The sequence below is a fragment of the Thioclava sp. L04-15 genome (assembly GCF_002020275.1).
In the GTDB taxonomy this organism is placed as follows: domain Bacteria; phylum Pseudomonadota; class Alphaproteobacteria; order Rhodobacterales; family Rhodobacteraceae; genus Thioclava; species Thioclava marina.
On record NZ_MPZW01000001.1, the window covers coordinates 1,028,930 to 1,042,524 of the forward strand.

Annotated in this window: 10 protein-coding genes and 1 tRNA gene; 1 reads left to right on the plus strand and 10 read right to left on the minus strand. The window is 64.7% G+C overall.

The genetic code is table 11. The features are described 5' to 3' along the window. Positions 1-54: 54 nt before the first annotated feature. From gltB to BMI90_RS05135, 5 genes are all read right to left on the minus strand, one after another. The gene (gene gltB, locus BMI90_RS05115) at positions 55-4,593 is read right to left on the minus strand and encodes a glutamate synthase large subunit (protein ID WP_078526648.1); all 4,539 of its coding nucleotides are present in this window, start codon (positions 4,591-4,593) and stop codon (positions 55-57) included. Beyond that, complete coding sequence (locus tag BMI90_RS05120) at positions 4,590-5,348, minus strand: hypothetical protein (RefSeq protein ID WP_210401915.1); 759 nt, start codon at positions 5,346-5,348, stop codon at positions 4,590-4,592. The genes gltB and BMI90_RS05120 overlap by 4 nt, the downstream gene beginning before the upstream one ends. Before the next feature lie 36 nt (positions 5,349-5,384). Next, complete coding sequence (locus BMI90_RS05125) at positions 5,385-6,818, minus strand: NAD(P)-dependent oxidoreductase (RefSeq protein WP_078526650.1); 1,434 nt, start codon at positions 6,816-6,818, stop codon at positions 5,385-5,387. 219 nt (positions 6,819-7,037) lie between these two features. Continuing rightward, positions 7,038-7,835, minus strand: a complete 798-nt coding sequence (locus BMI90_RS05130; protein ID WP_078526652.1) for an undecaprenyl-diphosphate phosphatase — start codon at positions 7,833-7,835, stop codon at positions 7,038-7,040. Between the two features lie 64 nt (positions 7,836-7,899). Beyond that, entirely contained in the window at positions 7,900-8,886 is a 987-nt protein-coding gene (locus BMI90_RS05135; RefSeq protein ID WP_078526654.1) for a complex I NDUFA9 subunit family protein, read from the minus strand. 160 nt (positions 8,887-9,046) lie between these two features. Here BMI90_RS05135 and BMI90_RS05140 point away from each other — a divergent pair. Then, positions 9,047-9,131 (plus strand) — tRNA-Leu (locus BMI90_RS05140). A gap of 150 nt (positions 9,132-9,281) precedes the next feature. Here BMI90_RS05140 and BMI90_RS05145 read toward each other — a convergent pair. The 5 genes from BMI90_RS05145 to BMI90_RS05165 form a co-directional block, all read right to left on the minus strand. After that, a complete protein-coding gene (locus BMI90_RS05145) occupies positions 9,282-9,632 on the minus strand; it encodes a hypothetical protein (RefSeq protein ID WP_245794975.1) in 351 nt (116 codons plus the stop codon). 11 nt (positions 9,633-9,643) lie between these two features. After that, positions 9,644-10,414 carry a DUF6478 family protein gene (locus BMI90_RS05150; protein ID WP_245794976.1) on the minus strand — a complete coding sequence of 257 codons (771 nt, stop codon included), beginning with the start codon at positions 10,412-10,414 and terminating at the stop codon, positions 9,644-9,646. A 163-nt stretch (positions 10,415-10,577) separates the two neighbouring features. Continuing rightward, the gene (locus BMI90_RS05155) at positions 10,578-11,219 is read right to left on the minus strand and encodes a hypothetical protein (RefSeq protein WP_168172719.1); all 642 of its coding nucleotides are present in this window, start codon (positions 11,217-11,219) and stop codon (positions 10,578-10,580) included. 83 nt (positions 11,220-11,302) lie between these two features. After that, positions 11,303-11,941, minus strand: a complete 639-nt coding sequence (locus BMI90_RS05160) for an ATP-binding cassette domain-containing protein (protein ID WP_078526660.1) — start codon at positions 11,939-11,941, stop codon at positions 11,303-11,305. Then, positions 11,938-13,593, minus strand: a complete 1,656-nt coding sequence (locus BMI90_RS05165; RefSeq protein ID WP_078526662.1) for a hypothetical protein — start codon at positions 13,591-13,593, stop codon at positions 11,938-11,940. The genes BMI90_RS05160 and BMI90_RS05165 overlap by 4 nt, the downstream gene beginning before the upstream one ends. Positions 13,594-13,595 lie beyond the last annotated feature (2 nt).

Genomic DNA, 13,595 nt, shown 5'->3' on the forward strand with positions numbered 1-13,595 from the left:
AGGGGCGAGACTTGCGCCTCGCCCCCTCAACGTATGCTGTCCGGGAAGGTTCCCTTATTCCGCCGGGACCGCCTGGGGCTCGTCGCTCAGCGGGTAGGGCAGGTGGATGAGCATCTCCTTCGGGCAGATCTGCAGGAAGTTCGCACGCTCCGCCTCCCAGTGCTGAAGGATATCGGCTGCCTTGCGCGAGCCGGTCTCGGCCACGTGGCGCTCGATCAGGCCCTTCAGCTGGGCTTCCCAATGCTCGTGGCCCAGTCCGCAGGTGACGAGGCTTTCGAGGTTGATCTGCTCCTCTGCGATGTTCTCCGGGTCGTAGACATAGGCCATGCCGCCCGTCATGCCCGCGCCGAAGTTCGGCCCGATCGAGCCGAGGATCACCGCGACGCCGCCGGTCATGTATTCGCAGCCGTTCGAGCCGCAGCCTTCGACCACGACCTTCGCACCCGAGTTGCGCACCGCGAAACGCTCGCCCGCGCGGCCCGCCGCGAAGAGGTAACCGTCGGTCGCACCGTAAAGCACGGTGTTGCCGATGATCGTGTTTTCGGCGGCCACCAGCGGCGAGGCCATCGGCGGACGCACGACGATCGTGCCGCCCGAGAGACCCTTGCCCACATAGTCGTTGGCATCGCCCGACACTTCCAGTTTCAGACCCGGTGCGGCAAAGGCACCAAGCGACTGGCCGCACGATCCCGTCAGCTTCACCGTGAGGTGGTCGGGTTGCAGCGCGTTGCGCATCCCGAAGTTCTTCACGATGTGGCTGGACGCGCGCGTGCCGATGGTGCGCAGCGTGTTGCGCACCGCGTAGCTGAGCTGCATCTTCTCGCCTTCCTCGAAGAAGCGGTGACCATCCTTGATGATCTCCGCGTCGAGCGTGTCAGGCACCCAGTTGCGCGGCTTCGAGCGGTCGTAGACGATCTTGTCCCAGCCATCGACGGTGATCAGCAGCGGGTTCAGGTCGAGATCGTCGAGATGGGCCGAGCCACGGCTGACCTGCGTGAGCAGATCGGCGCGACCGATCACCTCGTCGAGCGAGCGCGCGCCGATCGAGGCGAGGATCTCGCGAACTTCCTGGGCGTAGAAGGTGATCAGGTTCACCACCTTGTCCGCCGTGCCGGTGAACTTGGCGCGCAGCTCGGGGTCTTGCGTGCAGACGCCCACCGGGCAGGTGTTCGACTGGCACTGACGGACCATGATGCAGCCCATCGCGATCAGGGCCGCGGTGCCGATGCCGTATTCCTCGGCGCCCATCATCGCCGCCATCACGATGTCGCGGCCCGTGCGCAGACCGCCATCGGTGCGCAGGGTGACGCGTTCGCGCAGGTTGTTCATCGCGAGCACCTGATGCGCCTCGGTCAGGCCCATCTCCCACGGCAGACCGGCATATTTGATCGAGGTCGCAGGGCTCGCGCCCGTGCCGCCATTGTGACCCGAGATCAGGATGATGTCGGCCTTCGCCTTTGCCACACCGGCCGCGATCGTGCCGACGCCGGACGACGCCACCAGCTTCACCGTCACTTTGACCTTCGGGTTGATCTGCTTGAGGTCGTAGATCAGCTGCGCGAGGTCTTCGATCGAGTAGATGTCATGGTGCGGCGGCGGCGAGATCAGCGTCACGCCCTTGGTCGAGTGACGCAGACGCGCGATCAGGTCGGTGACCTTCATCCCCGGAAGCTGGCCGCCCTCGCCGGGCTTGGCGCCTTGGGCGACCTTGATCTCGAGCTCTTCGCAATGGTTGAGGTATTCGGCGGTCACACCGAAACGACCCGAAGCCACCTGCTTGATCTTCGCCGAGGGGTTGTCGCCATTGGGTTCGGGCACGAAATGCGCCGGATCCTCGCCGCCTTCACCGGAGTCCGACTTCGCGCCGATCCGGTTCATTGCGACGTTCAGCAGCTTGTGCGCCTCGGGCGAGAGCGCGCCGAGCGACATGCCGGGGGTGACGAAGCGCTTGCGGATCGAGGTGATCGATTCCACCTCCTCGATCGGGACGGCTTTACCCAGCGGCTTGATGTCGAGCATGTCGCGAATGTGGATCGGCGGGTTCGCCCGCATCATCGAGCTGTATTGCTTCCACAGGTCATAGCTCGCGCGGTTGCAGGCCGATTGCAGCATATGCATCGACTGCGCACCCCAGGCATGGGTCTCGCCGGTGCGGCGCGACTTGTAGAAACCGCCGATGGGGAGTACGTCCTGACCGCCCTTCCAGCCCTTGGCGTGCACCTGCTCCAGCTTGTGCTGGATGCCGTGCAGACCGATGCCGGAGATGCGCGAATGCATGCCGGGGAAATACTCCGCGACCATCGCCCGCGACAGGCCAACGGCTTCGAAGTTCAGACCGCCGCGATAAGACGAGATCACCGAGATCCCCATCTTCGACATGATCTTCAGCAGACCGGAATCGATCGCATCGCGATACTTGCGCATCGCGTCGACGAGCGTGCCGCCAAGCAGTCCGCGGTCAATGCGGTCGGCCAGCGTGTCCTGCGCGAGATAGGGGTTCACCGTCGTCGCGCCGGCGCCGATCAGCACCGCGAAGTAATGCGGGTCGATGCATTCGGCCGAGCGGACATTGATCGAGCAGAAGGTCCGCAGACCCTTTTGCGTCAGCCAGCTATGCACGGCCGAGGTCGCGAGGATCATCGGCATCGCGACCTTGTCCTCGCCCTGATCCTTGTCGGTCAGCACGATATGGAGCGAACCCGAGCGCACCGCGTCTTCGGCCTCGTGGCGGATCCGGGTCAGGCCATCGCGCAGCGCTTCCTGATCGGCATTGGCCGGGAAGGTACAGTCGATCATCGTGACCTGCTCGCCGAATTCCTTGAGCATCACGTCGAATTCGGAATTCGCGAGGAACGGGCTTTCGAGGATCCAGATCTCGGTCTGCGAGCTGTCCTCGTCGAGCACGTTCTTGAGGTTGCCGAACCGCGTCTTGAGCGACATCACGCGGCTTTCGCGAAGGCTGTCGATCGGCGGGTTGGTGACCTGGCTGAAGTTCTGACGGAAGAAGTGGCTCAGCGGACGGTATTGCTTGGACAGAACCGCGGGCGGGGTGTCGTCGCCCATCGAGGCGATCGCTTCCTTGCCGTCCTCGGCCATCGGCGCGAGGATCTGCTCGATCTCTTCGACCGAGAAGCCCGCAGCGATCTGGCGCTTGCGCAGTTCGGCGCCCGAATATTTCGGCTCCTCGGGCACGTCCACGAGGATCGCGTTGAGGTCCGTGACCTTGCCGACCCACTCGCCGAAGGGCTGGGCCGCCGCGAGTTTGTCCTTGATTTCAACGTCGTGGTAGAGCTTGCCCTCGGCCATATCGACCGCGATCATCTGGCCCGGACCAAGTGCACCCTTCTCGACCACCGTGGCCTCGTCGACCGGCACCATGCCCGCTTCCGAACCCGCGATGAGCAGGCCATTGCCGGTGATCACGTAGCGCAGCGGACGCAGCCCGTTGCGGTCGAGACCGCCGCAGACCCAGCGGCCATCGGTCATCGCCAGAGCCGCAGGACCGTCCCAGGGCTCCATCACGGCGTTGCAATAGGCATACATGTCCTGCCACGCCTTCGGCATGTTCTCGGTGGATTTCGACCACGGCTCGGGCACGAGCATGGTCTTCACCATCGGTGCGTTGCGGCCCGAACGGACCATCAGTTCGAACACAGCATCGAGCGCACCCGAATCCGACGCGCCCGCCGGGATGATCGGCTTGATGTCCTCGGCGCTCTCGCCGAAGGCCGACGAGGCCATGCGGATCTCGTGGCTCTTCATCCAGTTGATGTTGCCCTTGATCGTGTTGATCTCACCGTTATGGGCGAGCATGCGGAAGGGCTGCGCCAGCCACCACTGCGGGAAGGTGTTGGTGGAGTAGCGCTGGTGATAGATCGCGAAGGCCGACTCGAAACGATCGTCCTTGAGGTCGGGGTAGAACTCGGCGACCTGCTCCGCGAGCATCATCCCCTTGTAGATGATCGAACGGCACGACAGCGAGCAGATGTAGAGCCCGTTGATCTGCGCAGCGATCGCCGCTTTCTCGATGCGGCGGCGGATGATGTAGAGCTCGCGCTCGAATTGCTCCTGGTCGATATCCTTCTCGTTGCGGATCAGGATCTGCTCGATCTCGGGGCGCGTCGCGTTGGCCTTATCGCCCAGAACCTCGGTGTTCACCGGAACGTGGCGCCAGCCGTAGATATAGTGGCCCATCCGCAGGACTTCGGATTCGACGATCGTGCGGCAGCGCTCCTGCGCGCCGAAATCGGTGCGCGGCAGGAAGACCTGACCGACAGCGACCATCTTCTCCATGTCCGGCTCGTGGCCGGTGCGGCGGATCTGGTCATAGAAGAAGGGGGCGGGGATCTGGACGTGGATGCCCGCGCCGTCGCCGGTCTTGCCGTCGGCATCGACCGCGCCGCGGTGCCAGATCGCCTTCAGCGCGTCGATGCCGTTCTCGACGACCTTGCGCGAAGCCTTGCCGTCGATCGAGACCACGAGACCAACGCCGCAGGATGCCTTCTCGTCATCCTCTTTCCACAGCGAATGCTCATTCATCCACTGGCGCTTGGCTTCCTCGGCGGCCACCCAGGCTTCATCATATTTGGTCATCTCAGTGCCTCCTTGGAGAATGAGCGGGAATTGGGGGCGAGCCCGATGCGCAACGGCGCCGGAACGGTCGCCTCGGTCATCATCAGGTCGCAGTCATATTCGGGAACTTCGGTCGAGAAACCGGGATCCCCGGGAAAGTCGAAGCGCACGGGGCTGTCGTCATATTCGACGACATCGCCCTGCGCGTTCTCGAACCGCTCGGCGCCGCTGAGAAACAGACGGTGCTTGCGGCTGACATATTGCGTGCCGGTCCGGTGCGAGAGAAGCGCGCCGGTTTCATCGTCTTCGCGCAGATCGAAGGTGATCGTCTCGAGCGGCACGTCGTCGATCGTGACCGACTGGCCGGTCAGCGTATCGGTGCCGCGATAACGCTGGAGACCGCGGAAATTGCTGCGCGTGACGAAATCGTAATCGTCCTTGCCATCCGAGAGCAGCGCCGAGAAGGACGGCGAGTCCTTCGACGCACCCGGATCGAAAAGCTCGATCTCGCCGGTATCGGTCGAGATGCTTTCAATCCAGCGCGTCTCGGAATCGATATGGCTGATGTAATAGACGCCCTCGCCATCGGCATAGGCCGACCATTGATCGCCCGCCGGATCGCCCGCGCAGGTGTAGTAGTTGGCAACCTGGCAATTGCGCATCTGCACGGTCATGTAGACCTCGCAGCCCTTGGGCGGGGCGAAATTCGCGGCATGGGCCGAGAGGGCGCTGAAGAGCACCCCGCCGATCGCCAAGCCGAGAGAGTTCGACCGCATTGCCAGTTCATCCTTTCGCGAAAGCGCGGGGGCGGATCACTCCGCCGCGACCGCCGCCTGGTTCTCGAGATAGCGCAGGATCGCATCGCCCGCCTCGCGACCGTCGCGGATCGCCCAGACGACGAGGCTCGCACCGCGCACGATATCGCCCACCGCATAGACGCCGGGGATCGAGGTTGCATGGGTGCCGAAGGATGCTTTCACCGTGCCCCAGCGGGTCGTTTCGAGATCCTTGCTCTCCCACTGGTTCGCGAGATCCTCGGGCTCGAAGCCGAGCGCCTTGATCACCAGATCGGCCTCTTCCTCGTACAGACCGCCCTCGATCTTCTCAGGGCTTTGACGGCCCGAGGCATCCGGCGCGCCGAGGCGCATCTTCTGCACCGTCACCGAAGAGACGGGATTGCCCGAGAAACCGGCCGGAGCCGCGAGCCAGACGAATTCCACGGCCTCTTCCTCGGCATTCTGCACTTCGCGCTGCGAGCCCGGCATGTTGGCACGGTCGCGGCGGTAGAGACATTTCACGCTCGTCGCGCCCTGGCGGATCGCGGTGCGCACGCAGTCCATCGCGGTGTCGCCGCCGCCGATCACGACGACGCGCTTACCTTCGGCATTCAGCGTGCCATCCTCGAATTCGGGAACCTCATCGCCGAAGCTGAGCTTGTTCGACACCGTCAGGTAGTCGATCGCGCGCACGATGCCCGCCGCGTCCGAACCCGGATCGGTCAGCTCGCGCGTCTTGTAGACGCCGGTCGCGATGAGCACCGCGTCATGCTTGCCGCGGATCGCGTCGAAGGAGATATCGGTGCCGACATTGCAGTTCAGCACGAACTCGACGCCGCCATCTTCGAGCTGCTTCACGCGCTGCATGACTATGTCTTTTTCCAGCTTGAAGCCGGGGATGCCATAGGTCAGCAGCCCGCCCGCGCGGTCATAGCGGTCATAGACCGTGACCTGCACGCCCGCGCGGCGCAGCACGTCGGCCGCCGCGAGGCCACCGGGGCCGGCGCCGATGATGCCGACGCTCTCGGCGCGCTCGGTGGCGGGCTTGATCGGCTTGACCCAGCCCATGTCCCAGGCGGTGTCGGTGATGTATTTCTCGACCGCGCCGATGGTGACGGTGCCGTGGCCCGACTGCTCGATCACGCAATTGCCTTCGCACAGGCGGTCCTGCGGGCAGATGCGGCCGCAGATCTCGGGGAAGGTGTTGGTGGCCTGGCTGATCTCGTAGGCCTCTTGCAGACGGCCCTCGGCGGTCAGACGCAGCCAGTCGGGGATGTTGTTATGCAGCGGGCAATGCGTGTGGCAGTAGGGCACGCCGCACTGGCTGCACCGACTCGCCTGCTCCTTCGCCTTTTCGTCGGCAAACTCGCGATAGATCTCATTGAAGTCATGGGAGCGGACATCCGCATCGCGCTTTTGAGGCATCTCCTTCGCCGTGTGGACGAACTTGAGCATCGGTTGCTTGGCCATGTCGGCGCCTCCCTGGGTAAATCTTGGGTGCGCATTGCTACACCGCTTCGCGCGGCATTAAAAGTAAACTATGCTGACCTATTTGTAGGAAAAACGATGCCAAACGCGACGAATATGCGTCGGCATCGTGAATTTTAAGTCAGTGTCTGTTACCTAAACCTCGCGGGACCCTGAAAATCTTGAGGTTGCGAAGGTCGGAAATAGTGATTCGCGACGTAGTCAGCCTAGCACGCCGATGCCCGCAAGCGTCAGAAGAAGCCCGCCGAAGAGGATCCGGTAGATCGCGAAGATCGTGAAACGGTGCCCCTGAATGTATCCGAGCAGCCATTTCACCGCGATGAAGGCGGTGACGGTCGAGACCACGAAAGCGATCCCGAGGCCTGTCCAATCCTCCGATTGCGCGCTGCCCGAGGTGAATTGCTTGAGCAGCTCATATCCGCTCGCCGCATACATCGTCGGGATGCCGACGAGAAAGGCGAACTCCGTCGCGGCGGCGCGGTTCGACGTGCCCAGCAGCATCGCCACGAAGATCGTGGTTGCCGAACGCGACGTACCCGGGAAGATCCCGGCGACGATCTGCGCGATGCCGACCGCAATCGCCACGCGCCAGAAGATCTCGGAGTTGTCCTCCTGCCGGTCGGCGACACGTTCGGCAAAGAGCATCCAGAAACCGCCGATCACTAGCGCCCAGGCGACGGGCTGGATCGTGGTGGGCAGCTCGAACCCCATCTTTTTCACGATCAGGCCGAGAACGGCGGTGATCAGGAAGGCGACGGTCAGTTTCGCGAGGTAATCGCGGTTCTCCGGCTCACGCCAGTTGAACAACAGCTCCATCAACCGCCGCCAGTAGATCAGCGTCACGGCAAGGATCGCCCCGGCCTGAATGACGATATTGTAGGTATCCGAGCGCGTGCCCAGCCAATGCTCGGCGAGGATCAGGTGCCCGGTGCTCGAAATGGGAAGGAACTCGGTGATCCCCTCGATCACACCGAGCAGCACATCGTTGAGATAAATCACGAAATCTTGCCTTGTTCAGATGCGCGACGCGCGCGGGACACTCGTATCAGACCCCGCGCAGGCCTCAGATCTTGCGCAGGTTCTTCGCCGATGCCTTGATTGCATCATACTGCCCGCCCGGACGGAAGCGCCACAGGTAGCCCGGCAGAATCGCGCCCATTGCGACCGGCTGGATGCCGAGATCGGCAAAGCTCTTCGCGCCTGCGGCGACGACATTGTCCGCTTGCAGGTTCTTCACCTGATCGCGCGTGAGGATGCGGTTGACCAGAAGCCCGCCGGTGACGGCCTGCACCAGATCGAACGCGCCACCCAGGATCGAGGCGATCCAGCGCGGCAGCGACAGCACGACGCGGCGACGGTTGATCACCTCGAGCATCTGCTTCATCAGGTCGTGGAAGGTTTCGACATCGGGCCCGCCAAGCTCGTAAATGCCCGGAGCGACCTTGCCTTCAGCGCCCAGAACCGCCGCCTTGGCCACGTCATCGACGAAGACCGGCTGGAATTTCGTTGCTCCGCCAGTGATCGGCAGGACCGGGGTGAATCGCGCCATCGAGGCGAATTTGTTGAAGAACCCGTCTTCGTTGCCGAAGATGATCGAGGGGCGAAGGATCACCGCCTGCGGATAGGCTTCGAGGACGGCTTTCTCGCCGGCGGCCTTGGAACGCGCATATTCGCTCTCGCTATTGGCGTCGGCCCCGATTGCCGAGATCTGCACTAGCGACTTCACGCCCATTTCCGCAGCGATCTTGGCCACGCGGCCCGCGCCTTCGGTCTGCACCGGGCCGAACTTGTTCTTGCCCTCGTTCACGAGGATGCCCACGCAGTTGATCACCGCATCGGCGCCCTGCATTGCGGCGCGCACGCTCGCGTCGTCGCGGATGTTGCACAGAACGGGTTCGACCTGTCCCACGGCGCCGTAAGGTTTGACGAAGAGCGCCTCGTTCGGACGACGCACCGCGACCCGGATGCGCCAGCCATCCTTGGCCATGCGCCGCGCGATATAGCGCCCTACGAACCCCGAACCGCCATAGATCGTGACCAGCTTGGACATGGGCAGAGGCCTTTCCTTGCGACAAATTTGTCCCTTGATTACCGCCAAGACCCCACAGGAACAAGGGTAAAGACCCGCAACCGGCGCGGGCGCGAAAATTTCCTGCCGATCCCCGTTGACAGTGCTCGCGGGCCTCTGTATCTCGCGCTCCACGACACCTGCCCAGGTGGCGGAATTGGTAGACGCGCACGGTTCAGGTCCGTGTGCCGCAAGGCGTGGAGGTTCGAGTCCTCTCCTGGGCACCAAATACAGCCAAGAGCCCCGAGACCATCTGGTTTCTCGGGGCTCTTGCTTTTCCGGGCATGGGAAATTCGGTCCGAATGACCAGGACTTCGCGCGGTTCACAATCGCGGAAAGATCCCCGAAATCTTTGAAATAAAAGCCTGTCGGCGCGATCAGCCGTCGCTTTCGGCGCAATGCTGGCGGAAGGCGCGCTTGAGCAGGTCAAGTTCGGCGCGCAGCAATTCGATCTCGGCGCGAAGATCCTCGGCCAGCGGCGCGCCGGCGACGAGGGTGAAGCGATCCACGATTTCCTCGTGCCCTTTGCGGCAAACAAGAAAGGTCAGAACCCCTTCGTTCAGGAGTTCGGGGGGAATCGGCTGAACGATCCGCCAGTCGCCCGGTCCGCCGCTCACCTCAAGCCCGTCAAGCACCTCGCTCAGATGGCGCACTTCCAGCTCGGGGCAATCCTGCGCTTTCGACCGGGCTTCCCAGCGCCCACCCTTGATCCGCGTCCTCTCGAGCATGCGCGTCTCCCTCAGATTTCCGCCCGCGGATAGCGCGCGAAGGTCACGTCCCGCAGCTCGATCTCGTTCAGGCGGGGGCTTTCAAAGATAATGTCGACCCAGGCCTTCTCGAGGCGTTTCTCGTTCATCCGGGTATAGGCGAGGTCGAATTCGACGAATTGCGCGCCCTCGCCACCAGGCATTTCGCGCACCAACTGCTCGTGATTGGGGCCGTGCTTGATGTTGAGCCGACAGAAAATCTCGAGCGGGCGCTCCAGCGCCAGATCCATCTCGAGGCGCAGCAGGTGATTGAGCTGCAATCCGTGCAGCGCGCTTTCGGGAAGGTCGATCACCAGCGACAGGAAACTGCCGTCGAAACCCAACACATCCATGCGCAGCCCGTAAGGCGCCACGGTGTCGGCACCCGTGTTGCGCAGCTGGCGCAAGGTGATCTCGGAGCGGGCACAATCGTGAAACAGCGTCAGTTCGTGCCCGAGCTTCGCCCGGTTTTCGGCCCCTGCGAGCCCGATCGGCCGCACCGGCGCGCGCCAGAGTTCGGGCCGCCAGACCCAGTCGCTGCCCGGGGGCTGGGCGGGTGAGACCGTGTCGGGAAAGGCGGCTTGAAGCCGGGATTGCGTCGCGCGCAGCACGGCATCGAGTTCATTGCGCAGACCCCGCGCCTGACCGCGCAGACTGCGCAGCCCGTCGGCGTCCAGACCATCGAGCGATTTCGCCGCGCGCTGCCAGCGCCGAAGCGTCCGGCGCTCATTCATGCGGTCAAAGAAGGAAGAGCCTCGCCCCACGGCCATCATCCTGTAAACGTTTACAAAACCTAGGCCTTGCGGGATGCGAAGCCGTTTTCATTGATCCGAGTTATTTCTTAAAATCCACCCTTACGAAAGGGGAATTCTGAGAAAAACAGCTCATAAAACAGGGCGTTGGTGCCGCGCCGGCGGCATTCAGGCGTCAGTTCGCCGCCCGGATCGCCGCCGCGAAATCGCGCATCAGCCCGCGCTGGGCATCGGCGCTCATTTCGCCGTCTTTCAAGGGCATGACCGCCAGCGCGGTGATCCGGCCGCTTAGATCGGTGATCCCGCGCAGATAGGTCGTCGCGATCGGCGGGCCGCCGGATTTCGAGCGATCGCTGATGGTGAGCAACAGCATGTCGTCGGCGATTTCGGATTTCTGGATCGTCACGTCTTTGGCTTCGCCCGAGCGGGCCAGCGCGGCACGTCCGATCTCGGAGCGGAAGAATTCCCCGATCTTCTGAAGCCGCGCCTTCGACAGTTTTCCGGCCTCATCTTCGATGGCGGGCGGGCCGACTGTGACGCTCAGCAGCGCGGGCTGGCGCGCATGGGAGTCGTCAGGATTTTTCGAGATCGCGGCGCAATTTCCGAACAGGGCGAAGCCGCCCGCCCCGGAGTTGCGCAGGCTCTTGGGGTCGATGCACCAGCCCTTCGGCGCCGCCACCGTCAGCGCACCATTGGCGAGCGAGGTCCGCGATTGCGCGACCTGTGCGGTGCCGAACTCCCCGGGTACGCAGCCGCTCAGAAGCCCTGCGATAGCGAGGCTGGCGACAAGCGCGGTGAAAGGACGGAACAGAGACATCGAGACATGGCCAAACATGGCAAAGGGGATAATTCCAAGGCGGCTCTCCCGCAAGCCCGGGCAGGTCGGCGAACCGGCGGCTTTCAGCCGTGCAAGGTGACAGTGCGTGCGGCGGCGAGCGCGTCGCCCTCGTCATGGCTGACCATTAGCGCCGGTATTTCGCGCGCACGAATGTGATCGAGGACGAAGCTGCGGATCTCTTCGCGCAACCCGGTATCGAGCGCGGCGAAGGGTTCGTCGATCAGGATCGCGCGCGGTTGGGCGAGCAGCGTGCGCATCAGCGCCGCCCGCGTGCGCTGCCCGCCCGAGAGCGTCGCCGGATCGCGGTCTTCCATCCCCGCAAGCCCTGCCCGTTCGAGCGCCTCGCGCACGGCCTCGCGCCTTGCAACCCTCCCGCGCAGCTTCGGGGTCAGGCCGAAGGCGAGATTGTCACCGACCGAGAGATGCGGGAAAAGCTGCGCCTGCTGGAACAGCATTCCAATTCCACGTTTCTCGGCGGGCAGCGCGGTGACATCCTGCCCGTCGAGCCGAACCACGCCCGTGGTGCGAAACCCGCGCGCCAGGTGGCCGCCGATATGGGCGAGCAGGCTCGATTTGCCGATGCCCGATGGCCCCATGACGCAGACCACCTCGCCGGGCCCCACACTCAGCGACAGGGCTGCGAACAGCGGTGCGTCGGCCCCCGGCGCGGTCAGGCTCAGCTCGATCAGTTCCAATGTCATACGGCCCCTCCGCGCAGCCCGCGCCGATTGCGATGCCACCATGCAGGGACCGCGAGCGCCAGCGCAAATCCGGCCCAGGGCAGCGCCGCCTGCATCAGCGCAAGGATCGCCGCCAGCCGCCGATCCGCCCCCGAGGCCAATGCCACGGCCTCTGTCGCCAGTGCCTGCACCCGGCCCGCACCAGGCAGCAGCACGGCCAGATATTGCGCCACCGATACCGCCACTCCGATCGCCGCCGCCGCGCAGATCGGACCAAGCAGCATCGGCAGTTTCACCGCGATAAGCCTGCGCCAAGGCCCCGCCCCGAGGCTCGCCGCGCTCGCGAGCTGTGCCCGGTCGAGTGCCCGCCACGGCCCCGCCAGCGCGATCATCACATAGGGAAAGACGAAGAGCAGTTCGGCCCATGTCACGGCCAGCGCCCCGGATGGCAGCCCCAGCCAGAGAAACCCGGTCGTCAGCCCCTGCAAGAACCCGATCTGCGGCAGCAGAAGCGGCAAAACGATCAGCGCACCCAGCGGCAGGCGCCTGCCCGCGCGATCCTCGCTTTCCAGCCAGAGCACGGCAAGGACCAGCGCAAGCGCCGTCGCTGCCAGCGCGAGCCTCAGGCTGGTCAGCGCAGGCCCCGCCCAATCGGCACTGGCCCAGCGTTCGAGCGTCAGGCGCGCAGGCAGCGCATCGGGAAAGCGCCAGAAGCTCGCGAGGCTCCAGAGGATCAGCGCGCCGAGCGCTCCAAGCGCCAGCGCGCCGCCCGCGCCGATCAGCCCGGCAGCGGCCCAATTCCCGCGCGACACCCCGCGATGTCCCTGCTGGATCAGGGCTTTTGCAAGCCGCGCCACGGCCTTCTCGCCCGCCAGCCATAGCACCACGCTCCCCGCCATCACCGCCAGCAGCAGCACCGCCAGCGCCGAAGCCGGGACCGCCTGCGCCGGATCGGGCGCCCCATAGAGCCGCAAGATCCGCACCGCGAGCGTCGGCGGGTTCGAAGGCCCGAGGATCAGCGCCATGTCCACCACCGACAGCGAAAACGCCAGAACGATCAGCACCGGCAGCCGCAGCGCCGAGTAAAGCTGCGGCCAGACGATGCGCGTCCAGACCCGCCCCGGCGCATAGCCAAGCGCCCGGCCCGCCGCCATCTGTCCACAGACCGGGCGCTGCGCCGCGGCTACCAAAGTCATCAGTGTCAGGAACGGCACCTCTTTCAGCATCAGCCCGAGGATCAGCGACAGCCCCCAGGGGTCGCCCACCGTCACGACCTGCGGCGGCAGCGCCCACCCCGTCGCCCAGGGCGAGACCAGCCGCGCGGCCCAGCCCGAGGGCGCGATCAAAAAGGCCAATCCGATCGCCAGCGCCGCATGGGGCACCGCCAGCAAGGGCGTCAGCCACCGCGCCGCGGCCTCTCGCGTCACCAGCCAGCGCGCGAGCGGGATCGAGGCCGCCAGCGACAGAACCGTCGCGCCGATCCCCGTCACCAGCGTCAGCCGCAGCGAGGTCAGGATGCCGGGGGCGCCGAAAGCGTCGACAAATCCCTGCCAACCCAGATCGACCCGTCCCAGCCCCGGCTGCCAGCCGAACGCGGTCGCAACCGTCAGCGCCGCGCCGATCATCACCGGCGCGCCGATCACCAGCGTCAGGATCGCCCCGGCGAGCCGCATCA

Excerpts from the sequence above, each read along its gene's own strand:
- gltB (WP_078526648.1), bottom strand. The coding sequence starts at position 4,593 with ATGACCAAATATGATGAAGCCTGGGTGGCCGCCGAGGAAGCCAAGCGC.
- BMI90_RS05120 (WP_210401915.1), bottom strand. The coding sequence starts at position 5,348 with ATGCGGTCGAACTCTCTCGGCTTGGCGATCGGCGGGGTGCTCTTCAGC.
- BMI90_RS05125 (WP_078526650.1), bottom strand. The coding sequence starts at position 6,818 with ATGGCCAAGCAACCGATGCTCAAGTTCGTCCACACGGCGAAGGAGATG.
- BMI90_RS05135 (WP_078526654.1), bottom strand. The coding sequence starts at position 8,886 with ATGTCCAAGCTGGTCACGATCTATGGCGGTTCGGGGTTCGTAGGGCGC.
- BMI90_RS05145 (WP_245794975.1), bottom strand. The coding sequence starts at position 9,632 with ATGCTCGAGAGGACGCGGATCAAGGGTGGGCGCTGGGAAGCCCGGTCG.
- BMI90_RS05155 (WP_168172719.1), bottom strand. The coding sequence starts at position 11,219 with ATGTCTCTGTTCCGTCCTTTCACCGCGCTTGTCGCCAGCCTCGCTATC.
- BMI90_RS05160 (WP_078526660.1), bottom strand. The coding sequence starts at position 11,941 with ATGACATTGGAACTGATCGAGCTGAGCCTGACCGCGCCGGGGGCCGAC.
- BMI90_RS05165 (WP_078526662.1), bottom strand. The coding sequence starts at position 13,593 with ATGCGGCTCGCCGGGGCGATCCTGACGCTGGTGATCGGCGCGCCGGTG.